This is a genomic window from Ruegeria sp. HKCCD4884, from assembly GCF_013110855.1.
Classification (GTDB): domain Bacteria; phylum Pseudomonadota; class Alphaproteobacteria; order Rhodobacterales; family Rhodobacteraceae; genus Ruegeria.
The window spans coordinates 221,389-244,413 of sequence record NZ_WVRJ01000008.1 but is presented as its reverse complement, the minus strand read 5'-3'; the positions used below and the strand labels follow the sequence as shown (position 1 = coordinate 244,413).

23 protein-coding genes are annotated in these 23,025 nt (G+C 51.3%); 14 read left to right on the top strand and 9 right to left on the bottom strand.

Annotated elements, in window-relative coordinates:
- From GS636_RS13885 to rfbA, 5 genes are all read left to right on the top strand, one after another.
- On the top strand, positions 1 to 1,059 hold a 1,059-nt coding region (locus tag GS636_RS13885), incomplete at its 5' end, for a hypothetical protein (protein ID WP_216602900.1).
- Between the two features lie 419 nt (positions 1,060 to 1,478).
- Positions 1,479 to 2,048, top strand: coding sequence for a dTDP-4-dehydrorhamnose 3,5-epimerase (rfbC, locus tag GS636_RS13880; RefSeq protein WP_171187862.1), 570 nt, complete (start codon positions 1,479 to 1,481; stop codon positions 2,046 to 2,048).
- Positions 2,045 to 3,085, top strand: a complete 1,041-nt coding sequence (rfbB, locus tag GS636_RS13875) for a dTDP-glucose 4,6-dehydratase (protein ID WP_171669923.1) — start codon at positions 2,045 to 2,047, stop codon at positions 3,083 to 3,085. Before rfbC ends, rfbB begins: the two co-directional genes overlap by 4 nt.
- On the top strand, positions 3,082 to 3,945 hold the full coding sequence (gene rfbD / locus GS636_RS13870) for a dTDP-4-dehydrorhamnose reductase (protein WP_171669921.1): 864 nt from the start codon (positions 3,082 to 3,084) through the stop codon (positions 3,943 to 3,945). Before rfbB ends, rfbD begins: the two co-directional genes overlap by 4 nt.
- A gap of 18 nt (positions 3,946 to 3,963) precedes the next feature.
- Positions 3,964 to 4,830, top strand: a complete 867-nt coding sequence (gene rfbA / locus GS636_RS13865) for a glucose-1-phosphate thymidylyltransferase RfbA (protein ID WP_171187856.1) — start codon at positions 3,964 to 3,966, stop codon at positions 4,828 to 4,830.
- 142 nt (positions 4,831 to 4,972) lie between these two features.
- Here rfbA and GS636_RS13860 read toward each other — a convergent pair whose 3' ends face one another.
- Positions 4,973 to 5,836 (bottom strand): glycosyltransferase family 2 protein, encoded by an 864-nt coding sequence (locus GS636_RS13860; protein WP_174839936.1) that lies wholly within the window; start codon positions 5,834 to 5,836, stop codon positions 4,973 to 4,975.
- A gap of 563 nt (positions 5,837 to 6,399) precedes the next feature.
- Between GS636_RS13860 and GS636_RS13855 the strand changes: the two genes are divergently transcribed.
- The 3 genes from GS636_RS13855 to GS636_RS13845 all read left to right on the top strand — a co-directional run bounded on the left by GS636_RS13855 (position 6,400) and on the right by GS636_RS13845 (position 9,979).
- A complete protein-coding gene (locus tag GS636_RS13855) occupies positions 6,400 to 7,308 on the top strand; it encodes a class I SAM-dependent methyltransferase (protein ID WP_171187854.1) in 909 nt (302 codons plus the stop codon).
- Complete coding sequence (locus tag GS636_RS13850) at positions 7,308 to 8,573, top strand: glycoside hydrolase family 99-like domain-containing protein (RefSeq protein WP_171669919.1); 1,266 nt, start codon at positions 7,308 to 7,310, stop codon at positions 8,571 to 8,573. The genes GS636_RS13855 and GS636_RS13850 overlap by 1 nt, the downstream gene beginning before the upstream one ends.
- 353 nt (positions 8,574 to 8,926) lie before the next feature.
- Positions 8,927 to 9,979: a glycoside hydrolase family 99-like domain-containing protein gene (locus tag GS636_RS13845; RefSeq protein WP_216600482.1), complete on the top strand. Its 1,053-nt coding sequence runs from the start codon at positions 8,927 to 8,929 to the stop codon at positions 9,977 to 9,979.
- A gap of 54 nt (positions 9,980 to 10,033) precedes the next feature.
- Here GS636_RS13845 and GS636_RS13840 read toward each other — a convergent pair whose 3' ends face one another.
- The 4 genes from GS636_RS13840 to GS636_RS13825 all read right to left on the bottom strand — a co-directional run bounded on the left by GS636_RS13840 (position 10,034) and on the right by GS636_RS13825 (position 12,696).
- On the bottom strand, positions 10,034 to 10,789 hold the full coding sequence (locus GS636_RS13840) for a TylF/MycF/NovP-related O-methyltransferase (RefSeq protein WP_171669916.1): 756 nt from the start codon (positions 10,787 to 10,789) through the stop codon (positions 10,034 to 10,036).
- 489 nt (positions 10,790 to 11,278) lie between these two features.
- Positions 11,279 to 11,569 carry a dockerin type I domain-containing protein gene (locus GS636_RS13835; protein ID WP_171648131.1) on the bottom strand — a complete coding sequence of 97 codons (291 nt, stop codon included), beginning with the start codon at positions 11,567 to 11,569 and terminating at the stop codon, positions 11,279 to 11,281.
- Positions 11,524 to 12,207, bottom strand: a complete 684-nt coding sequence (locus tag GS636_RS13830) for a M10 family metallopeptidase C-terminal domain-containing protein (RefSeq protein ID WP_253762802.1) — start codon at positions 12,205 to 12,207, stop codon at positions 11,524 to 11,526. The genes GS636_RS13835 and GS636_RS13830 overlap by 46 nt, the downstream gene beginning before the upstream one ends.
- 159 nt (positions 12,208 to 12,366) lie before the next feature.
- Complete coding sequence (locus tag GS636_RS13825; RefSeq protein WP_171669911.1) at positions 12,367 to 12,696, bottom strand: hypothetical protein; 330 nt, start codon at positions 12,694 to 12,696, stop codon at positions 12,367 to 12,369.
- 11 nt (positions 12,697 to 12,707) lie between these two features.
- Here GS636_RS13825 and GS636_RS13820 point away from each other — a divergent pair, with 11 nt between their 5' ends.
- Complete coding sequence (locus GS636_RS13820) at positions 12,708 to 13,541, top strand: biotin/lipoyl-binding protein (RefSeq protein WP_253762788.1); 834 nt, start codon at positions 12,708 to 12,710, stop codon at positions 13,539 to 13,541.
- On the opposite strand, the gene GS636_RS13815 is transcribed toward GS636_RS13820, so the two are convergent.
- Together GS636_RS13815 and GS636_RS13810 are read right to left on the bottom strand one after the other, a co-directional pair.
- Positions 13,471 to 15,027 carry a recombinase family protein gene (locus GS636_RS13815; protein WP_171669909.1) on the bottom strand — a complete coding sequence of 519 codons (1,557 nt, stop codon included), beginning with the start codon at positions 15,025 to 15,027 and terminating at the stop codon, positions 13,471 to 13,473. The genes GS636_RS13820 and GS636_RS13815 overlap by 71 nt on opposite strands.
- Positions 15,020 to 15,214, bottom strand: a complete 195-nt coding sequence (locus tag GS636_RS13810; protein ID WP_170817415.1) for a hypothetical protein — start codon at positions 15,212 to 15,214, stop codon at positions 15,020 to 15,022. The genes GS636_RS13815 and GS636_RS13810 overlap by 8 nt, the downstream gene beginning before the upstream one ends.
- 665 nt (positions 15,215 to 15,879) lie before the next feature.
- Between GS636_RS13810 and GS636_RS13805 the strand changes: the two genes are divergently transcribed.
- The 5 genes from GS636_RS13805 to GS636_RS13785 all read left to right on the top strand — a co-directional run bounded on the left by GS636_RS13805 (position 15,880) and on the right by GS636_RS13785 (position 20,281).
- Complete coding sequence (locus GS636_RS13805; protein WP_171669906.1) at positions 15,880 to 16,680, top strand: pentapeptide repeat-containing protein; 801 nt, start codon at positions 15,880 to 15,882, stop codon at positions 16,678 to 16,680.
- Positions 16,681 to 16,692: 12 nt separating this feature from the next.
- Positions 16,693 to 17,433 (top strand): hypothetical protein, encoded by a 741-nt coding sequence (locus tag GS636_RS13800; RefSeq protein ID WP_171669903.1) that lies wholly within the window; start codon positions 16,693 to 16,695, stop codon positions 17,431 to 17,433.
- A gap of 465 nt (positions 17,434 to 17,898) precedes the next feature.
- The gene (locus tag GS636_RS13795) at positions 17,899 to 18,894 is read left to right on the top strand and encodes a Gfo/Idh/MocA family protein (protein ID WP_171669901.1); all 996 of its coding nucleotides are present in this window, start codon (positions 17,899 to 17,901) and stop codon (positions 18,892 to 18,894) included.
- Entirely contained in the window at positions 18,891 to 19,541 is a 651-nt protein-coding gene (locus GS636_RS13790; RefSeq protein ID WP_171669899.1) for an SDR family NAD(P)-dependent oxidoreductase, read from the top strand. Before GS636_RS13795 ends, GS636_RS13790 begins: the two co-directional genes overlap by 4 nt.
- A 299-nt stretch (positions 19,542 to 19,840) precedes the next feature.
- Positions 19,841 to 20,281 (top strand): HlyD family efflux transporter periplasmic adaptor subunit, encoded by a 441-nt coding sequence (locus tag GS636_RS13785; protein ID WP_371808729.1) that lies wholly within the window; start codon positions 19,841 to 19,843, stop codon positions 20,279 to 20,281.
- Between the two features lie 96 nt (positions 20,282 to 20,377).
- Here GS636_RS13785 and GS636_RS13780 read toward each other — a convergent pair whose 3' ends face one another.
- The gene (locus GS636_RS13780; RefSeq protein WP_171648127.1) at positions 20,378 to 21,079 is read right to left on the bottom strand and encodes a response regulator transcription factor; all 702 of its coding nucleotides are present in this window, start codon (positions 21,077 to 21,079) and stop codon (positions 20,378 to 20,380) included.
- On the bottom strand, positions 21,079 to 22,974 hold the full coding sequence (locus GS636_RS13775) for a PAS-domain containing protein (protein ID WP_171669897.1): 1,896 nt from the start codon (positions 22,972 to 22,974) through the stop codon (positions 21,079 to 21,081). The genes GS636_RS13780 and GS636_RS13775 overlap by 1 nt, the downstream gene beginning before the upstream one ends.
- Positions 22,975 to 23,025: the final 51 nt, after the last annotated feature.

The window sequence follows — 23,025 nt, the reverse complement described above, 5'->3', positions numbered from 1 at the left end:
GTCGATGCTTCTGGTCGACTGCAAAGCAGCAGTGTCATCGATGATGTCAGGGACGTAGAAGCAAATTATGGTGTCGACCTGAACTCCGACGGTCAAATCGGCCATTTCACGACCAACATTGAATCCAATGGCTCCACCACACTTGGGTATTCCACACGTGGTGTCTATGTGATCGGTGGAAGCATCGATTTGACCGATGCTGACGACGCTTTGGTCGGACCCAGCAGCATTGCCGGGTGGCAAGCCATTCAGGCCGAAGCAGCATCGGGCGGAGGCTACAGAGTTCTCTGGCAAAGCGCCGGTGGTGTCTATGGTGAATGGACCGTCGATGCTTCTGGTCGACTGCAAAGCAGCAGTGTCATCGATGATGTCAGGGACGTTGAAGCAAATTATGGTGTCGACCTGAACTCCGATGGTCAAATCGGCCATTTCACGACAAATATCGAATCCAATGGCTCCACCACACTTGGGTATTCCACACGTGGTGTCTATGTGATCGGTGGAAGCATCGATTTGACCGATGCTGACGACGCTTTGGTCGGACCCAACAGCATCGCCGGCTGGCAAGCCATTCAGGCCGAAGCAGCATCGGGCGGAGGCTACAGAGTTCTCTGGCAAAGTGCCGGTGGTGTCTATGGTGAATGGACCGTCGATGCTTCTGGCAAATTTCAGACAAGCGTTATTATCCCCGACGTCTCAAGTGTCGAAACCTTCTATGGCGCCGATATCGATGGCAGCGGTACAATCGGAAAGGCGCTGCCTAAGCTGGCAACGACAGCGTCCGTCGAGCCGAAACTGGCGTCTGTAGCTCAGGCTTTGGACCTGACGGATTGGGACGAGACCACCGAACTTTTGAAGTTTGCACCCGAAATGACTGCTGATGCAGACGCTGAGGATATTTATACACTGGTGGAAGCGCTCAGTGCTGGGGGCTCGATGCTGCCCGGCGTCGACGGTCAAGTCGACTTTAAATGGTTCAGTATTCCAGAGAACGCAGGAGATAGAGACGTCGAACCGTTGATTGCAACTTTGTTCGAGGAAGATGGTTTCCTTCTCTAGGGGCCTCACGGCCCCGGAAGTGACTGAACAAACACACGGTAATAGCGCGAAGTGTGGATATCCCTTAATGCGCGATAGCATCAGATGTGGGAACCGCTGAGTCAAAACGTCTTGGCGATCCTCACACCCGAATGCGCATCTCTTTGCTATGGCAAAATGCGCCGGATCAGATTGACGTCTCTAACTTGAAATGGCGGCATCGCATGCCACCACCAACACTCGCGCAATCGCGTTTTTGACCCCGCATTGGCCTAAGCAAACAACCGCGCCAACAAGGCAGACATAAACATAAGTCTTCTGGAACATGACTCTACAGCCAAATATTGCCTATTCTGGAACATGGGATGTGGTGAATCCAAACCATATGTGACATAGCTTCTTGGAACTAAAAACCGCTTAAAGAGAAGAAATTAGCAACGATGGAAATAGTCGCGCTTTCCATTCCGGACGTGAAGTTGATTACCCCGAGGCGTTTTGGCGATCATCGCGGGTTCTTTGAAGAAACTTACAATGCAGACAGTTTTGCCGCTGCTGGCATAGTCACACCGTATGTTCAGGACAATCACTCGCTCTCCAGCGCAGTAAACACTGTACGAGGGCTGCATTTCCAGGCCCCACCCCGGGCGCAGGCCAAGCTGGTACGCTGCGGACGCGGCAGGCTGTTCGACGTTGCCGTGGACATACGAAAAGGGTCTCCAACCTATGGCAAATGGGTTGGCGAGGAGTTGAGCTTTGAGAACGGACGCATGCTGTTGGTGCCTGCGGGTTTTGCACATGGTTTCGTGACCCTGGAGCCGGATACCGAGATCGTTTACAAGTGTTCCGACACCTACGCGCCGGAAACGGAAGGTGCTCTTCTGTGGAATGATCCCGATGTCGGAATAGATTGGCCGAGCAGTAGCTCAGCTCCCCAACTCTCCGAAAAAGACAAGGTTGCCCCTTGCCTTCGTGATTTGGACTCCCCTTTTGTGTTTGAGGCCGGGCAATGAAAATACTTGTTACAGGTGGCGCCGGTTTTATTGGCTCTGCCGTTATTCGACGCGCTGTTTCAGATGGTCATTCCGTCGTTAATGTCGATGCTCTGACATATGCTGCATGCCTGGATAATGTTGCCTCAGTTGCCGATTCTCCGGCCTATGCATTTGAGCACGCTGACATTCGGGACGCCGAGGCGATGTCTGCCATTATGGACAAGCACCGTCCCGATGCGATCATGCATTTGGCTGCAGAAAGCCATGTGGACCGTTCGATTGATGGTCCTGCGGCTTTTATCGACACAAATCTTACCGGCACATATGTTTTGCTGGAGGCCGCGCGCGCCTATTGGCAGAGCGCAGGGCGACCAGAAAGTTTCAGGTTCCACCACATTTCGACGGATGAAGTGTTCGGATCATTGGGGACAACCGGTTTTTTCACTGAGGACAGCCCATACCAGCCCAATTCGCCTTATTCTGCTTCGAAAGCAGGGTCAGATCATCTGGTCCGCGCTTGGCGGGAAACTTATGGGCTTCCGGTGGTTCTGACCAATTGCTCGAACAATTATGGGCCATTCCAGTTCCCGGAAAAGCTGATACCCGTGGTCATCCTGAACGCTTTGTCCGGGCAGCCGATCCCAATTTACGGGAAAGGCGACAACATTCGTGACTGGCTGCATGTCGAGGATCATGCCGAAGCGTTGTTGCTGGTGCTGGAAAAAGGCGAACTTGGTCGCAGCTATAATATCGGCGGCGAAAACGAGATGACCAATCTCGACCTCGTCAGGATGCTGTGCAAAATCCTGGATCGGCTGAAACCGGGCTCTGCGCCCTACAGCGATCTGATCACGTTTGTTACGGATCGCCCAGGCCATGATCGTCGTTATGCTATCGACCCGGCCCGTATCCGCGAGGAATTGAACTGGCGCCCGTCATACACCCCGGAAACCGGCCTTGAGCAAACCGTACAGTGGTATCTGGACAACACAGACTGGCTGAACGCTTTGCAAGCACGCAGCGGTGTCGGAGAACGCTTGGGGACTGGCAAATGAAGGCGCTGATATTCGGCCATAGTGGCCAAGTAGCGACCGAACTGCGCCGCCGCGCAGACAGCCATGGTATAGAGGTTGAAGCGCTGGATCGCACCAAGGCGGACTTGTCGAACCCTTCGCAATGTGCGGAAGCTATCCAAGGCACTGATGCCGACGTCATTATCAATGCAGCAGCATACACAGCAGTGGACAAGGCCGAAGAAGACCTCGATCTTGCGCAACTTGTTAACGCAGACTCGCCCGGAGCAATGGCGCGCGCAGCCACGGCGCGTGGCCTGCCCTTTCTGCATGTCTCAACGGATTACGTATTCGACGGATCTGGTACAACCCCTTGGACAACCGATCACCCAACAGCACCTTTAGGCGCTTACGGCAAAACCAAGTTGGGCGGAGAACGCCAGATCGCTCAAGCGGGAGGATGGCACGCCATTCTGCGAACCAGTTGGGTTTTTTCGGCCCATGGGAATAATTTTGTCAAAACCATTCTCAGACTTGCTGAGACCCGCGACAGATTGACAATTGTTGCCGACCAGATCGGCGGACCAACGCCCGCAGCTGATATTGCCGATGCTCTTCTTGTTATGGCGAAAAGCAACGCGGGTACTGAAGGCGGGCTATTTCATTTTTCCGGCGCTCCTGATGCCAGCTGGGCGGACTTCGCACGCGAAATCACTGTGCAGTCAGGCTTGACAACTCAGATCGAAGACATCCCCTCGACGGACTACCCTACCCCGGCCCCAAGACCACTGAATTCGCGTTTGAACTGTGATCGCCTGAACGCTGTGTTTGGGATCGGTAGACCGGAGTGGAAAACTGGTCTGAGCGACGTTTTGCGCGAGCTGAATTCAGCGACTGGCTGATCCCTGAAAGGAAAGAGCATGCAACGTAAAGGCATTATTCTTGCCGGAGGGTCCGGCACCCGACTTTATCCGATCACTATGGCGGTTTCCAAGCAACTGCTGCCGATCTACGACAAGCCGATGATTTTTTACCCTCTGAGTGTTCTGATGCTCGCGCAAATCCGCGAGATTGCGATCATCACCACACCTCAGGATCAGGATCAGTTCCAACGCATGTTGGGCGATGGCAGCCAGTACGGGTTGTCCATCACCTGGATTGTTCAGCCGTCCCCTGACGGCCTTGCACAAGCTTACACTCTGACCGAAGACTTTCTGGCTGGCGCTCCATCCGCTCTGATTTTGGGCGACAATATTTTCTTTGGGCACGGACTGTCCGACCTTCTTCTGGAAGCGGACCAATTGAAACGCGGGGGGACTGTCTTTGCCTATCGCGTGGCCGATCCCGAACGTTATGGGGTCGTGGATTTCGAAGGTTCGAAAGCACGTGCGATCATCGAGAAACCCGAAGTTCCGCCATCGAACTATGCAGTAACTGGTCTTTATTTCTTGGACGGAGACGCTCCGGCGCGAGCACATGAAGTGCAACCTTCAGAGCGCGGAGAATTGGAAATTACATCGCTTCTAGAGATGTATTTGCAAGAAGGTTTGCTGGACGTACAGACCATGGGGCGTGGATTTGCGTGGCTGGATACCGGCACGCATGGCTCATTGTTGGACGCGGGCAATTTCGTACGGACCATCGAAGCGCGTCAAGGTATGCAGACCGGAAGCCTGGACGAGATCGCATGGGCAAACGGCTGGATTGACAATGAAGCGCTTGAAGAACGCGCGCGACTGTTTGCCAAGTCCACTTATGGTGTCTATCTGAAACAATTGATGGACTAGAAGCGAAATCCCCGACGTGACATCGGAGTGTTAACGCAGAAAGCCTCGGCATTCGCCAGTCGGACTGCGTTTGCGGTCCACAGCATTCTTTTGGGCTTCTTGAATTATCTTCAACAGACGAATGCGTTATTGGTGCCCGGTTTCACGCTGAGTGGGACTTGAAAGGAACCGGGCGAACGCTTCGGCTCTGCCAGACTCCGCGCAAAAATGAACGTTGTTTTGAACGCTTTCGGGCTGAAAACAACACGACCGGCGACAGCATCTGCAAAAGTGCGGTTGCAAGCGCTCGGGGGAAAGCAAATGGAACGTTGTGTTTCCGAGCCACGTACACTCGCGATTGCCCCATAAAGAACCCCTTCAATCCGGCAACTGCGGCGTTGCTGGGCGAAGAAGTGCCTTGAACATGCGTAACTTGCGCATCATGAAGATAGTACAACGGACCACAAACGGCCTTGAGCCTAAGGCTTATGTCATCGTCTTCGTGGTACAAAAAGATTTCCGGATCAAACCCCCCAACAGTTTCAAAAGCGGAACGACGAACCAACAGAGCCGCACCGAGAAGAACCGGGAGTTCCAGATCACCGTCAACCTTTTTAGTGCGCAGCGCTTCACTGCGTGGCGTAATAACACTGGAACGACGAAAACTCGGTTTTCCGGATTTGTTTAGGATCCTCGGATTAAACGCAGATGCGGTGGGGTAACGATCCGCACCTGCCTGCATGGCGTCCAATGCCCCTGCCAAGAGTATGGAATCAGGGTTCAAAAACAGAATCAGATCAGATTGCGCACGTTCAGCACCCAGGTTGCAGGCAATACCAAACCCCTTGTTTTCTTTGTTTCTAAGCAATGTAGCCCCGTGCGCATCGGCCAGCTCCTGTACTGCTTCGACATCGTCTGAGGCGTTGTCTACCAATATCGTGCTCACGCCGTCCGGGATGGAACCCAGCATGTCATGCAAAACACTGCTGCTGTTAAAGCAAACACTTATGATGGTGATCTGTGACAAATGCGCCTGCTAACTATTATCAAAACTGTGCGGTACGTGATCTTAAACACCAGTCGGGTCAACCCCATTTCTGAAACTTCACTTTTTTGTACGCGCTATTCTGAACACAAAATAACCGTGTTGATACAATAACGCCTTATACAAATTGTACTAAAGCGTCGTTCCAATTTGGTTTTTGTGGCGAAAAAGGACGCATCCATAAGCTAAACGCGAGCGCCAGTGTGAAGCGGTAAATGGCATCAAAAATGTGCGCCGAACCCGGTTTGAGCAATGTTGAGCACTACGACTGCTGCTACCGTTGCGGAAAGGTTGCATGTGTCATACCATCTTGAGGTAATTGTTGGCAAAAATGCGCGCAGATCACCCCCGTGGCATTGGAATGCTGTAGCGCAGACATTGTCGTTCCTGAATATCTGTGCGAAGGTGTCGGAGGTTCTACAAAGACAATCTGGAGGTGCCACATCGAGACTGACACTTACTTGTAGAGTCTGGGATTGCCGAATAAACCCAAACGATATAGCAGCCATATTGTAAATCGATATCAGCGTCACGGAAGTAATATTGTGAGCGAAAAACACACCTACGAATACGACATTGACATGAACAGTGATGTGGCGCCGGCTCGTGTGCTACGAATGGTGAAACCAGGATCAAAGGTTCTCGAGATTGGCGCTGGACCGGGCTCGATCACACGGCATCTTTCCGGAACATTGGACTGTGACGTTGTAGCGCTTGAAATCGATCCCACTGCAATCGAAAAACTGAAGCCTTTTGCGCGTTCAGTGTACCCGATGGACTTAAACGATGCCGCATGGAGCGACGTGGTGCGTGAAAAAGACGGGTTGTTTGATTATGTTATAGCGGCAGATGTCTTGGAGCACGTTTACGATCCCTGGTCTGTCCTGTCAGGCATGAAATCTCTGTTGAACGACAGCGGATCTGTAATCCTTTCTTTGCCGCATGTTGGCCACGCCGCTGTCGCTGGATGTTTAGTTGACGAAGACTTTGAGTACCGCGATTGGGGCCTGCTGGACCGAACGCATATTCGGTTCTTCGGCATAAAAAACGTACAGCAACTGCTTGCTTCGCAAGGAATGAGCATCGAACAGGCCGAGTTTGTTGTGCGAAGCCCGGAAATGACGGAGTTTTGCCACCGTTGGAGCCGTCTGCCAAATGACGTGCAAAGCGCCTTGCAGCGGAACCGCTTTTCCCACGTTTTTCAGGTGATCAGCCGATCCGTTCCGAAAGAGCGCGCCGAGAACGACCTCTACTTGATGAATCTCCCCGTTGAGCGACCCGATCAAGAGACAGTAGACTTGTGGACGAACATGATGGCGGGTCTGCCTGTGTCTGAAGACTCAGACCTTCAGTCTACAATCGGTGCAGCAAACTCTAACGAGATCATCAAACCCGGCCCTTTGGCCAAAAAGAAAAAGAAGTCACTTGCACGGCGTTTGGGGTTGAAGAAGTAATGGCCTCTAAAAATGCCAATCGTGAATTCGAAAATATCCGTACGATTGCTTACTACCTACCTCAGTTTCATCCAATTCCGGAGAACGACGAATGGTGGGGTAAAGGCTTTACCGAGTGGACAAATGTAACCAAGGCAAAGCCGCTTTTTACCGGACATTACCAGCCGCACTTCCCGAGCGATCTTGGCTATTATGATCTGCGGGTTCGAGAAACCCGGCTTGAACAAATCGAAATGGCCAAGGCAAGCGGTATTGATGGGTTCTGCTACCATTACTATTGGTTTTCAGGCAAACGCCTGCTTGAACGCCCAGTCGATGAAATGCTTGCGGACCCAGACAGCGACATGCCCTTTTGCCTGTGCTGGGCAAACGAAAACTGGACGCGCCGCTGGGATGCTGCTGAACATGAGATATTGATCGCACAAAAGTATGCGCCCGAGGATGATCTGGAGTTCATCAAATCGATCGAACCGTTCTTTCGCGACCCACGCTACATCACCATAGACGGTGCGCCCATTCTGATCGTGTACCGCCCTCAGCATCTGAAAAATGCTCTCAAGTCCGTGCAAGTTTGGCGTGACTATTGCGCGTCTGTCGGGATTCCAAAAATTCACCTCACCTGTGCGCTGACACATCGAAACTGGGATTACGCCTCGTTCGGGTTTGATTCCGGTGTTGAGTTCCCACCGCATGGGATCAACGTGCCGAATTTATCAGCAGAGGTGGACCTGCACGGAGACTTCGAAGGGTTGTGCGTCGACTTCTCAACGATCGCGGAACAGTATCTTGGCCACAAGTATGGGCCGGAAAACAACGTTTACCGCTCGGTTTTTCCGTCATGGGATAATACAGCCCGGCGCAAGGAAAACGCGATGGTTGTGTTGAACGGAACCCCTGAAAATTACGAATACTGGTTGTCGAGCGCATTGCGGCAAACAGCACAGGACTTTCCGGGTCAAGAGAGATTGGTCTTCGTAAACGCCTGGAACGAGTGGGCAGAAGGATGCCATCTGGAGCCTGATCGAGAGTTTGGGCACGCGTTCTTGGACGCGACTCAATCCGCTCTTCTGGGGTCCAAGCTGACGGGTTGGACACATGTTGGTGTTCCAAAAGAATCGCAGCGGAGTGACAGCACCAAAGGTGCTGCAAAACCAGTACCGTATGGTGCGAACAAGTCGCTGCCCAAACGAGCATTTCGACTTTTACGTGATACGGTCAGCGGTCGGCTGCTTAAAGAATGGCTGGCAAAGTCTCACACAAAATAAATACAGAGAGTGGGTCGTTTGCATGTTAAGTGTTGATGCATCTAAGTGAGCTTAAGTTGGTTTAGTCCAAAGCTTAGAAAGACATCTGTTGACCGGAAGCACCGAAGCGCTTGAGTATGAGAATATCTATGCCTATCAAAGATACCCTGCTTTTCTATGTGCTTTCGGCAGCTTCGAAACTCAGCCCCCCTCTTTCATCACGTACCGCTCGGAGGTTTCGAAACTCTGCCAAAAAAAGAGACCCCAGACGAGCAACCACACACAATCAGCATCTGGGTCGGCAAGGCTTTGAGAGTGCCGTTCGAGGTGATGAGTTTGTCCCATTCGATCCGCAACCAAAAGCTGAACCAGCGGTGCGGGCAATTGCACATTACTTGCCGCAGTTTCACCCGTTCAAGGAAAATGATGAATGGTGGGGCAAGGGTTTCACGGAATGGACCAATGTTGGCAAGGCGATCCCGAACTTTCCGGGCCACTACCAACCGCATTGCCCTATCCACTTGGGCTACTACGACTTGCGAGTGCCTGAAATCATGGTCGAACAAGCCCGGATAGCAAAAGCATACGGGATCGGCGGCTTTTCCTATTACTATTACTGGTTTGCTGGAAAAACTCTGATGGAGGATCCGTTAGAGAAAATGCTGAACACCCCTGATGTTGACATACCCTTCTGCCTGACTTGGGCAAACGAAAACTGGACACGCCGCTGGGACGGGCGCGAGCACGATGTACTGATTTCGCAGAACCACTCAATAGAAGATTCATTAAACCTTCTGCGTCACATCCGTAAGTATTTTGACGACCCGCGATACATCCGGATAGACGGTAGACCTGTGTTCATCGTTTATCGAGCGAATATTATTCCTGACATTCAGGAGACAACAAAGGCTTGGCGTCAAGAGGCGCAACGCTGGGGCGAGACTGATCTTTATCTCGTAGCAGCCCAGACCTTTGACATCGGGGACCCTCAGGAACTTGGCTTTGATGCCGCGATGGAGTTTCCGCCCCATCAGGTGAAGCGCACCGACATCACCGATGAGATGGGCGTTTACAACCCCGAGTTCACCGGGGCTATTTTGGACTATGACGCCGTGGTTGACGCAGAACTTGGCAAGAGTGAACCGGATTATAAGCTGTTCCGGTCATCAACGCTTTCCTGGGACAATACAGCCCGCAATCAGGATGCGCCGCGCATTATGGGCAGGTTTTCGATTGAAGCTTACAAACGCTGGACAGCTCATTTGGGCAATCAGGTCCTAACGCAGGAAAAATACAGCGCTGACGAAAAAATCGTCTTCATCAACGCATGGAATGAATGGGCAGAAGGAACACATCTTGAACCGGATCAACGGTATGGGTTTGCCTATCTTCAGGCAACCTACGATGCGTTACCCAAGAAACAGTAAGTTCGTTGGGTTCTTTGCGTTTTACCAAAGAACCCATCACATTTTGTTTTTGTACTATCGAGTTTTTTGGAAAAACACGCCAACGCCGTCGATTTCATGAATTGCTGGGGGTGTGTATCCGATTTCGTCCAAATAGTCATGCACGGCCGCCTTGGCGGCGGGAACGACGTGATAATCATCCACAATGATCCAACCACCTTTCGAGATTTTTCCAAAAAGGTGCTTTAAGGGATCTATCGTCGATTCATACATGTCACCATCAAGTCTAAGAACCGCGATTTGCTTGCTTGGGACCAAAGGCATCGTGTCTTTGAAAAAGCCTTCGATGAAAACAACTTGATCGTCCAGAAGATCAAATTTTTCAAAATTGGAACGGACCGCATCTGCAGAAACTGCCAAAGCATCGTATTTGTGAAAATCCGACCCCTTGTCGTGGGGATACAAATCTTCATTCGGCTCAGGAAGACCCTGGAAGGAGTCGCACAAAACTACGCGACGATCATTTATGCCGTATGCGAAGAGTACAGCTTTGGCAAAAATGCTCGCACCGCCGCGCCAAACCCCGGTTTCCACAAAATCTCCCGGAACTTTGTTTCCAATAACCGACTCGACCAAAGTGCGTACGTTAGCCAGACGCTTGCTGCCAACCATTGTGAACGCCACAGATGGCCAATCCCATCCATGTTCACGGTTCACCGGGTTGTAGTCCGGTTTGGTATCACCAATCAAAATTGGCGGGTCCTCGTAGATCGTACCGTCCAGAGTACGAGCGACCGTGGTCAAGTATTTTTCGCGGAGATCGTGGAACATTTTAGGGACTACCTTGATTTGATGGCCCTGGGGCCCGAGCTTGTTTTTCTGAGGGTACTATGAATATTTCCAGCGCTGAACCACGCTTGACGTTCTTTCGAACGCTACACCTCCTGCTCGTAGTTGGTTTCGACTTTGCCGAATTGTTCAAAACATAGCCAGTCGATACGAATCACAGATACCAACTCGGCTTTTCTTGATCAAGGCGCGGAATTACAACCGGCAAAGTGCGGACAATAACGCCAGACAATTCTACCCTTTTGCTTTGTTGCAACAGTGATCGTCCGACGACGTACTTGCAATACCAGCCTCCCATCAAGAGTATTAGAACTTATCTTCTGGGGGTGTTTCATGACGCGGTAACTTGCGCACCTGAAACCGGTTGCTGTTGCCAAAGCCTGCTTGTCTGACACCAGCGCAGCAGGCTTGAGCATGGGACAAAGCCAGGAGATGCCAGGATCAAGACGTTATCAACGACCGTTGCACAGTTCATGCGGCTTCCAAATAGCCCAGCAAAATAGATGTCATATCCGCATCAATTACCCCATTTACAGCAACCACGTGAGCACCCGCCTCATAGTCGACATTGTCTGTACTGACCCCCGACAAGTCTGAATTTTCATCCAGGAAAACCCATTGCAGATCGGGTGCCGAGGGTTCTCCGACTACAACCTGAAGGATCGCAAGCGCATCTAATGCGTTGACGGACCCGTCCTGGTTAACGTCGGCGGCAATCAGGTTTTCAGTCGTTGCTGAACCCCATGTTGGGTCCAGACCCACGGAAATGCGCAGGACCTTCTATGCGTCCAGAGCATCGGTTTCGTTGCTGGCCGTGGAGTAATATTGATGACGTCCAACCTACCAGGGTATGTTCCGTCTGGGAGGTCCACATGGAACATACCTTGCTCATCAGCCGTGGGAGAGACTGTACCACCACCGGAAGGCGTAAACCTGATCTCTGCATCTGAAAGACCTGAATTAGCTGTTTCGCTGTTTACAGAAACGGGCCCAGCTAAACCATCGGAGCTATCAGGTGTCAAACCACCGAAATTCCCGAAATCGACTGGAATGTGATCGGGCCCTTCATACCCAGTGCCAAAAACATTGCTAGCCGACAGCGGCCCACCAGTGGCCGAGTGGACGTCAACCACTTCATCACGGTATTCGATCCGAGCACCTTGCGCGGTGCTAGTTACAGTCAATTGTTGAGGTGACCGTAAAAGCAGATAGTCGAACATGTCCAACCGATCCACACCTGGTTGAAAATCTGAGATCGTGGTCAGCCCACTTCCCGACTGTATCACAAAAATGTCGGAACCTGCACCTCCTGACATTGTTGTTGCACCTGCCCCAGCGATCAAAATGTCGTCCCCTTGCCCTCCAATCAGAGTTGTATCCAGAATACTATCGCTGAGCATGCTGCCTGATGCCGTCCCGGACACGGTAGCAAAATCTGTCTTCACTGAGCCCAGATCGTCTTTTGGAACTGTATGAACCGTGACGCCGGCTTCTTGTTGCGATGAGACCAGAATTTGCAGCTCATTCCCAAAATGCGCAGCGCTGAGTGATTCGACGTTCTACAGACCGCTTGCCAATGTGTCCTCAAAACTGTCGAGGTGAACCAACTGGCCGTGAGTTGTCAGCGTAAAGAGGCTCACCCCGTCATCACCCCCTCCAGCAACAACAAATACGCGTCCGTTGACTTCCACCACCGCCAGGTCCTGAACCGCTGCAAAACAAGTATCGAGCGTATCCAGCACATGGTTCGTGGCAGTCAGGCCCCCGTCCTGGTCCAATTGCAACACGCTAACAGAGTTGCTACCTGCACCTGCGACTACCACCCAGGATTTTCCATAAGCCTCTATCGATTCAACAGCGTTTGGCGTCGAAATTCCAAGCGTTTCCAAGGTGTCACTGTGTGATCCTGTCTTGCCTAATCTCTGCCGTGGTTTGGGCACATCTGACCGAGCTTGACGATGTCACGCGCGTAGACGGTCGAATTGTCCCGTCCGGTGATATCCAAGTAATCGATGCAAGCGAACCCGGAATTCTGCGCGCGCTCCATGTGCGCGAAGGTCAACTGGTGGACAAAAACACAATGCTTATGGAGCTTGATGCCACGCAAATCGATAGCAAGCTCAGTCAGGAACAACAACGCGCATTCGGGTTGATGGCTCGCGCAAGGCGGCTTCAGGCAGAAATAGACGGAACACAACTGAATTTCGACGCGAAACTGATTTCTGGAGCACCAAGTGTCGTACGCTCGGAAACAGCGCTGTATCAAGGGCGGCAAGCCGAGTTAGCGGCAGAAATTGCAATTTTGGAACGTCAGCGGCAACAGAAACACCGTGAGTACGAAGAAGGCTTGGTTGATCAAGTCACAGCCGTTGAGACGCTAAAGGTTCTTGAGGAAGAACGCGCGATTATAGCCCCCTTGGTCGAAAGCCAGATGGAGCCGGCGACAACCTTACTGGCCTTGCGCCGAAGCGAGGCAGAGTGGCAGGGGCGCAAGGTGCGAGCCGAAGCAGTGACCAACAGGCTAAAGACGGGCCTGGAAGAAATCGATGATCGCATCCAGGCGGCCCGTAGCCGGTTTCGAAGTGCCGCGCTGACCGACCTTGCGATTGCCACGGCTGAATTGGCGGCCTTGCAACCGGCGCTGCCTGCTTTGCGCGACAGGGCTATGCGCGCGCAAGTCCGCTCTCCGGTACCAAACCGTTTTCTGTTGCTGACAGGAAGCGTAAGGCCTTGAAAGGAAAGGTGGTATCTGGGGTTCGAACACCCTCAGAACGACTGAAGACAAGGGGTTGGGAAAACACCAGCCTGAGTACGGTTCTCTTCAGAGAAATGCTCCCTTTTTTCCATATTTCATAGGGGTTTGACAAAAAGCGCATGGAGAGTTCGAACATACTGTCGTAGTCCAATGCCGGAACTGCCATTTTCTCAATTTCGGCGTCGATCGCGGCTTGCTCCTTGCGAAGCAATAACGCGTGATTTTCGTATGCTTGGGCCGTTTCTTCCTCTTCCGACCGCACTGCGCGGTCGAGATTTTTTCTTACCTTTTTCTCGATTTCACGAGATTGCGCCCTCAGGCTGGCAAGCTCGGATTGATTTGCGCGGTTGCGCTGTACCCATGCATCTCGAAACATCTGTTCTGCGATCTGAAAGGTTTCGAGATCAGGTACCACGCTCTTCAAGAGTTGTTCGAATTCGTTTTCTACTTTTGCTCTCGGTGTGGAGAGACCCTTTTCAGCGCACTTTCGATACTGGCATAGATAGTAAGGGTATTTACGGCCAGTTCGGCTTTGCGACCAACAAGATGTAATGCGTCGACCGCAAGCCTCACATACCAAGAAGCCCCTCAAAGGAAATTCCTTGTCGATGTCCTTTCTGGCCGGGGCGACACTGCGTCCCTGCAGCCGATCTTGGATAATGAGATACGTATCATAAGTGATCAATGAAGGGTGCTGAGCCTTTGTTAGAGGAATGGCCCAATTGGGATATTCTAGGTAACCAGCATAATGTACGTTGCGTAGCATTTTCGTTACGCTGTCGATCCTGAGCGCCCTCGCTCTGAGACCTTCAAGGTACTGCGGCTTGCCCTCCAGAAACCGAAGGACCTCCATGGGAGACTGAAAACGGCCTTCTGCGAAACCGTTTAGTGCTTCAGATAGGATGGAAGCCACTGGTTCGTTTCGAACGAGGACCTTTCCGCCCAATGGGGATTTTTCGTATTTGTAGCCATTTGGCGCATGGAAAATCCAATACCCGGCTCGGAGTCGTTCAAGGCTGCGGCTGTGCGCACGTTCGACGATGTTCTCGCGTTCGTATCCAGACACTACGGCTACAACGTTCTCCTGCAACCTGTCAGCGGCCTTGTCTCCAAAGCTCTGCTTAGGGCTAACAAGGATCGCACCTAGAGAGCTAATTCTTGCTCGCAACCTTGTATGAGCCAGAATTCCACGAGCCAACCTACTACCGTCATCGACGATCACGACAAACTCATTCGCGTCGCGGCTTTGCAAAAACTCAATGAGAGATTGCATGCCGGGGCGGTCGAAGTGCTTTCCGGAAATAACGTCGTGGAATACTTCGACCACTTCGTAGCCATTTTTCTCCGCATAGTCGCGGCAACTTGCTTCCTGACCAGACAGTCCGGATCCATCTGTTTCCTGTTTCTTTGAAGAAACACGGCAGTATATAACGGCTTTCTTGCGCTCGGTGGATTGGTTATTCATGGGTGACCCCAGTACCTTGAAGCTTCTGCGAAAAGAGAAAACTCTCGGCGAGCGAATGCACTTCGTTCATTGCGACGTCATCAGGCAGGTTCCGCTGAGTAGGATGCACGCAATAGCCTAGGTCGATGAAAGCAACGACAATTGACCAGAGTGCCGTAAGAAATTCATGCTTTTGTTGATCGGTCATAACCGAAGATTCTAGAAACTGCTGATAGCTCTCCACATCAACTTCTACTCTTCTTCTCGTGGGGGCCCTCGCTAGCGATGGAGGGGTGAAAATTGTGGGTGTCTGTATCAAGTTCGAACCTCCCTTAATCGTTGTGACAGCGGTGATATAGCGCTTTCTAAGGTTCGAGCATTTAATGAGCGTAATGTGTAGTCAAGTATTTGTTTTTATGTGACTTTTCCCCGGAAAAAAGCACATGTTAGTTTGCGTGACATCCCCGGATTGTTTTCATTCATTGAATCTGAAGTTGAGCCATTGCGGTGTCACGTAGAGTGACAAAAAAAATCTGAAATTTGGTCTATTGGCTAACCTGTTGGTCACCAGAACTGGTGAAAACAGCTGCGAATCGGGGTGGTAAACTGCCGCCATGTTGACCGCTCAACATGCAGAACCTGTCATCCGAAAAAGAGATCGATTTCCTCCCTGCGCCCATACATCCCGAGCCGCCGTAGTACGGCGAATGACCGGTCTGCACGCTGTCGCTCAACATTCAAACCCAACAAGAAGGTTCCAAATCAAGCCAGCAATTACGGCAGAGCAAGGTCTTCGTCTTTGACTTACGGAGGTACGTTTGGCAGATTCATGATGGTGCCTCTGTCGGCGCACCAGCCGCTTCGGATAAGAAGATGATTTTTTGGATACTCATTGCTTTGGGCTTGCTAGTGGTCGGGTTTGTCGCTTCGAAGTTGACTTTATTTTTTGGTTACCGAGCTGGCAAAACAAGTACTCAAATCAAGGATGAAACAGATGTAGCAAAATCTGTGTTTGGAATGCTTGGAGCAGTAGCTGTGGTATTCACATTGGGATTCTCTCTCAATGAGTTTGCTTTGAAAGAAAGAGCCGAAGATCGGCAGCAGCTCTACGGCGCGCTCGGGCAACTAGTAGCAGTTGATGCCAAGAGGCCGGAAATCAGTGCAGCCGCCATACTACAACTTGCCAGGCTCGGCGAACACGCGCCGGACGAAGTACCGGCCCTCCTCAGAATTTTGACAGCCTACATAAATGAGAATGCTCGCGCGCCAGTAGTTTACCACGACGACCACAATGCTGCCCGACCAGATCTTCAAATTGCCATGTTCGCAATTTCAGAGCTAATTGGAAACAATGAAGCGCTTGGTTCTCTGGTAATTCTTAAAGACGTCGATCTTCGGTACGTATCATTGGAAAAATCGAACTTTCCCAACATCCGAATGCAAAGCGTTGATCTTTCTTATGCCTCATTCCAGGAAGCGGTGCTCATTAATTCCGTGTTGACAGGAGTGAGGATGGAAGGAGGTGTGTTTACTGGTGTGCATCTCGATGGCGCGAAATTGGACTTCGTTGAGTTTCAAAACACAAATTTGGCAAAGGAGGACTTTTGTGATGCAGTTCGGTTAAACAGTGTCACGGAAACAAATTCTGACGGCACATTTGAGATTTCTTGTTAATATGGAGGATTCATGAAGCGGGTTTCTAGAAGAGATTTTGTTCGATGGGTGACTCACTCACTTCCTGTTGCAATTGCAGCATCGCCTGCTTTTAGCGCGAGCAACACTGGACAATTTTTCTATACGAGGAGTGGGAAATTTACTGCCGCGCCTTTCAGTGCCGTGCTGCTGGGCGGATTGGTGATCGACGACACCATTGCCAACGAATTGGAGAAAGAACTCGAGGAGGTTGCCAAGAAGCTGTCATTCAATTGTGCCCTAGAACACGGAACCGGTACTTACCACGTAGGTTACTATGAACAAGCGCTTAAAGTGCTAGAAAGCTACCCGCACTTTTTTTGGGGAGCATACCTAACTACAAAGACATGGGAGGCTGACAATTTGTCATTGCCGATATGGCGTAGACAAGCAGAACTCATCTTTTTGCAAACAGTGGCTGGGCTCAATGGGCTTAGAGTGAGTTGCGTGCGCCATGCTCGCGGTCAAGATAACAACGTGAACAGGTATTTGCAGCAAGCTTTGGACACAGATGAGTTCCAGATATTTCCGTCAGGTGGCAATAGCCCAAGAGTTTTTCAACTCTCATCAGTGATTGCGAAGAGCGTGGGGAGTATTCGGCGAACAGGCGTTCTTAGTTCAAATCCCCAACTTATGAAGAGCAATACAATTCGACATTTCGGCATCACTTCGAGCGATGTGCAGGTAAGCTCAAATAGAGCCAGTATCCAAACGCTGGCGTTAGACTTTGGGTAGCGAATTGGCCAAGCCCAAAACCTAACGCCGAGTGCGGGCATGGCCCATACACGGGAAACATGACATGATGTTTATTGATGTGGCAAGCTTCAAATTTCCCGCGAGCGGGAACAACTCAAAAAAATCATGACACAACCGACGAATAACAGTGGCAACCGAACTTCGTACGATCACTATTGGCTAGCGAATGAGGCCGCCACGTAGACGCAGTTTTCGCTGAAGCAGCCGTTGGGTGGTCGCAGCGAACCTCTGCTTTGTCCGCGCAGCAGACGTTGACTGAATTCTGCTGAACGTATGCGGCGAGCTCAACTTTTGCGTTAGTCAGCCTGCAGCGAATGTGTGATCCAGTGGCGTCCCAAGACACGATGGCCGCAAGCCTAGTACGAGAATGCGTTTCGAGAGCATATCCGCTTGCCTGAGGCGAGAGCAACCTAGTATCGTGCTAACCTGACAGAAGGGTATCTAATGAAAACAATTTCGATAATAGGATTGGGAAGACAAACGGTAAAGGACCATCTGCCCGCCCTTTACGAAAGCGACAAGTTCACTGTTTCAGGAGTGTACGACGTAAACAAGGAGAGAATGAGTGAAGTCTGCGAAGAATTTGGGTTCAGGCCATTTTATTCACTTGAAGAGTTGGTTCTGGAAAAGCCCGACTGCGCGCTAGTTTGCGTACCACATTCCAAGTATTTTGAAATACTCAAAATGCTAGCGAGTAGTGGCATTCACACGCTGAAGGAGAAGCCTTTAGCTATGACACTGCAAGAAGCATCCAAAATATTGGACTTGTATACTAGTAACGAAACGATTCTCCAAGTTTGTGTTCAGCGCCGTTTTTCGAAATTATATAACGCTACGAAAGAACTGATTCCACAAATTGGAAAAGTGTATTCGCTGTATGCCGAAAGTACCTTGAACCTCGAGTCTCTCGATATTTCCAAATTGGGATGGCGTGCGGACGCATCCATTTCGGGAGGCGGCGCTACATTGGACTTAGGTTACCACATGATTGATCTAGTGAACTTCCTCTTTGGCTTACCTGATAGAGTATACGCCCAACTAAACTATAACAGCCTACCGGGAGACTACGACATAGACGATTCAGCTAAGCTTATGTTCCAAATAGGAAACATCAACTGCAACGCAATGATAACAAAGATTTTCTATAAAAAGTGCGAACGCATCAGAATATTTGGTACAGAGGGGTTCATTTGGATCGATGATCGAACCGTAAGCTTGGTTGATCGAAAGTATCAAGTGATAGAGAACCATACTTTCAGGCCAAAAGATATCGAGGTCCGAGAGCAAATTAATTCGTTCTTTGATAACGTCCTAAGTGGAAGCGAGGCCTATTGGCGTAATGATAATGTCATTTCCGATCAAATTTTGAATATGCAATTTATTGACGCAATTTACCGATCACATAGTGAAAAGTCAGTGGTTACACTGGAGAAGAAATGATAGTTGTTTTTGGGGGGCGCTCCCGCGTTACCGAGGAGCTTTCGGTGCTCGAGGATATCTCAGTTTTTGGACGTGAGGATACTTTTGAGTCTGCGAGTTTCATTTCTAAAGTTTCACTAGAAAATATTAGCGGTATCGACAAAGCTTGCGAGAAACTGGTTAGTTTTCTTCGAGAGGTTGGTGACTATGAAGCGCATCTTGTGCTGTTGCAAGGTGTGTCAACAAGAAATTGGACTGAGGCTTTTCATGTTAACCTTCTTTCCGTGGGAAGGTTAGCTGAGAGGTTTTGCCAACACTGCGTTCAAAATGGCTTAAACGGCGGCTCGATAACTCTGTTCGGGTCGGCATCGGCGACCCTAGGAGGGAAAGCGGCGTATTGCTCTACCAAGGCAGGATTGGTGGGTTTGATGAATTCGCTCAATGCAGAATTCGGAACGACTGTGCGCACCAACTTGTTATTGCCGGGTGCATTCCATTCCACAATGACAGATGATTGGGGTCAAGCGAAAGTCTCTCGTGTGTCGGAAAATACCTATTCTAGGCGGCTGGCTGAACCAGCTGAAATCGCCAAAGCAATATTATTTCTAATTTCAAACAAATACATGTGCGGATCAACTTTAAATATTTCATGTGGACAGATACGATAGTCAAAAAAGTCCTACAGCGGTTTAGAAGTCGTTTTATCAATAGCAGCCATTGGAGCACGTGCAGCAAAAGTTTGCTTAGTCCGCAAGCCGTTCGTTGCCCCGTTTCTGCTGAACGTCGGCTCCGTGGCAAAAGTTGACGCAATGGTTGAAGACATGCCATAGGTCCTGACACTAGACACTATCCTCATTCTTCCTACGACGCGCGCGAAGTGGGAATATCGGCTGATGGTGGTGATGGAGTTCACCTTCCCAACGCTCAAGTTCTTTGAAGAGTTGGTTCGAAGTTTGTACCTTCAAGTGTGCGGGGCATCGTCAACCGCATTCACCAGACAACCATCGGGGGGCATACAAGAAGTGGCGAGGAGCTTGTCGAAATCGTGCCTCTGGACGACACATTGCTTGTTGAGGCTTACGTGAAACCCGAGGACATCGCATTTCTGCGCGCCGGGCAGCCTGTGAAAGTCAAGATCACAGCCTATGACTTTGCCCGATATGGCGCCTTAGATGGTGAAATCATACGCATTGGTGCCGATACAATCACGCGATCGGAACGCAATGAAGAAGAAGTATTCGTCGTAGAAATCCGAACGAACAACACCATGTTGGACGGGAACGGCATTGCGGTCGAGATTATTCCAGGCATGATCGCAGAAGTGGACATTCTGTCCGGTCGCAAATCTGTTCTGGACTACATTCTGCAGCCTGTCGTGAAGATCAAGGATCAGGCGCTTAGAGAGTAAACCGATCAAACAAGGCGGCTGTATGCCTGATTTTGGCATGAAAGTATGACCGGCCTGGGGGCTGAGAGCCTCAACCTCAGTTGATCAATACTGCTGTTACTTCCAATCAACATCGCCCAGAAAGATGTATCCAGCACCATAAATCGTTTTGATAAGGCGCGGGTTCTTGGGGTCTTCACCAAGTTTGGTTCGCAGCCTGGAAATCCGAACATCCATGGCCCGGTCAAAGCTGTCACCTGCTGCACCGCCCAGCGATTCCTGCATTTGCCCCCGACTGATCAGGCGCTTGGGGCTCTCCAGAAACAACCTCAGAACTTCGCCTTCAGCATGGCTGAACGGGGTTTCTGTACCCGCCCCGTCCTCAAGTACATAGCGGTCAAAATGCGCTGTCCACCCATTGAACACAGCCGTATCCGAGTTTGACATTGGGCCGCGCGGGGTACGCAACCTGGCCCTTATCCGAGCCACAACTTCTGCCGGATCAAACGGTTTCGTTATGTAGTCATCAGCACCAAGCTCTAACCCCGTCACGCGATCTTGCACTTGTGCACGACCGGATATGATAATCACCGCCGCGCCTTGCTCCAAGGCAAGGCGGTGAACCAGAGCCAACCCATCTGTGTCCGGCAAGGAAAGATCGACCAGACAAACATCTGGCGTCACGCGGTTCAGCGCCGCCTCAAATTCCCGCGCGCGAGAGAAACTCTGCGTTCGGAACCCTGCGTCTTCCAACGCATCCGTCAGGATGCGGCGAATCTCGGGCTCATCATCGAGAATAGTCACCAGCGGTTGCGTCATCAGGCTGCCTCGGTTTGGATAAGCGCAGACAATTGCGCCTGTGAAAACGGTTTTTGCAACACCGGTGCTAAAGCGAGTGCCTGTTGGTGCAATGGATCTGAATTGGGTAGGGACGTCATTAGGATGCACGGAAACCCTGGCTTAATCTTTTCCATTAGCTCCAGCCCCGTTGCCCCTCCTTCAAGGCGGATATCGGACAGGACCATCGAGATGTCTTCGACGCTGGAAAGCAGCGCCACCGCTTCATCTACAGAGTTGGCTTCAATTACGGACAAACCCAATTCCACCAACATGTCGCGAAACTGACCGCGCAATTCATCACTATCTTCCACCAACAGTACAAGGCCGCCTCGGGCCGGTGGAGCCGGTCGGTAGGGTAACCGCAGGACGACGGATGCTCCGGACGGGGTATTCTTTAGGTTCAGATCGCCCCCTGTCAGTTTTACGGTGTCATAAACCATAGGCAGGCCCAGCCCGGACCCATCACTGCCCTTGGTTGTAAAGAAAGGATTTAGCGCTTTCTCCAACGCCTCCGCTGAAAATCCCGGACCGGTGTCAGACACGGTAATCTCGACCCAAATGTTACCGATGGCGTGTGCGCTTATGGTAATCTGTCCCGAGCTTCCACATGCATCCCGTGCGTTCAAAATCAGGTTCAAAAGCGCGTCCTGCACCATTCCCGGATCCAGCATCAATGCCTGATCCGGTAGTGTGTTGACAACAGAAAGCCCCATGCCACGCGGCAGGGACGGGGTGGCCAGTATCCGCAGATCTTCCAGCAAACCGCGCATATCCGTGGCCTGAGGCTGAGGCGTTCTGTTCCCGGTCATGTCCGCAATTCGGTTCAGCAATTGCCCACCCCTGCGCGCCGTTTGTTGAGTGGCAACGACAAGTTCTTGCGCTTCATCTGGCAAGTGCATCTTGTCCAGCCGGGACTGCATACCAAGGATAATCGTGAGCAAGTTGGAAAAGTCATGCGCAAGGCCACTTGTCATTTGCGCTGCCATCGCTCTGCGACGTGTCTGCTGCAAGGCAACCCGCGCTTGTGTTTCTTCGGTAATGTCCACAGACATGACATAGACCCCCCCTGCCCCATCCGGTGTGAATGAAACACGGATTCGGCGAGAATCCTGATCTTCGGTGAACTCAAAAACAGATTGCTCACCATCGTAAGCCTTTTGCAGATGGCTTTCGACACGTGCAAAAGCCACAGCACCAAGGGCCTCGGAGATATGGAGCCCCAGAATATCAGAAGGACGGCCAGGCATAACCGCGCTCAGACGTCGGTTGGAATAGTCGTAGAGCCCGTCACTGTCCAAATGCGCGATATGGGCCGGCATCATCTCAGTCACCAGGCGTGTCCGGGCCTCAATTTCGGTCAGCTCCCGTTTGGCTTCTTCTAACGCGGCGATCGTGGCCGCAAGCTTGCGGTTGGTGGCCGACAGTTCTTCGGCATGACCCAGCAACTGTTCCGACAGTTCCTCGGACCGCGCCCGTAGCAGGTTCTCGGCCCGCCGCGTACCCGTGATGTCCGTATAGACTGCAACCCACCCCCCTTGCGGCAAGGGCGCACCTTCGATTGAAACAACTTGCCCGTTCGGACGCACCCGTTCCATGTAATGCGGCTCAAATGCCAAAGCCTGCTCGACGCGCAAGTTGACCATGTCCTCCACACTCTCGTCGTGGCCATATTCTCCTCGACTGGCCAGAAAGTGGATGGTGTCTCGAAACAAGGCTCCACGCTGGACCAGTTCGTCCGGCAACCCGAACATTTCCTGAAAACGGCGATTGCTGAGCACCAATTGCAACTTGCTGTCATAGATGGAAAGAGCCTGACCAATCAGGTTCAGCCCTGCGGTGGTCATAGCTTTGATGCGCTTTTCTGTTATGTTCAAGCTTGCCGTCTCCACAGCCTCTGCCTAGCACCAGTTACCAGGCGCGGATAG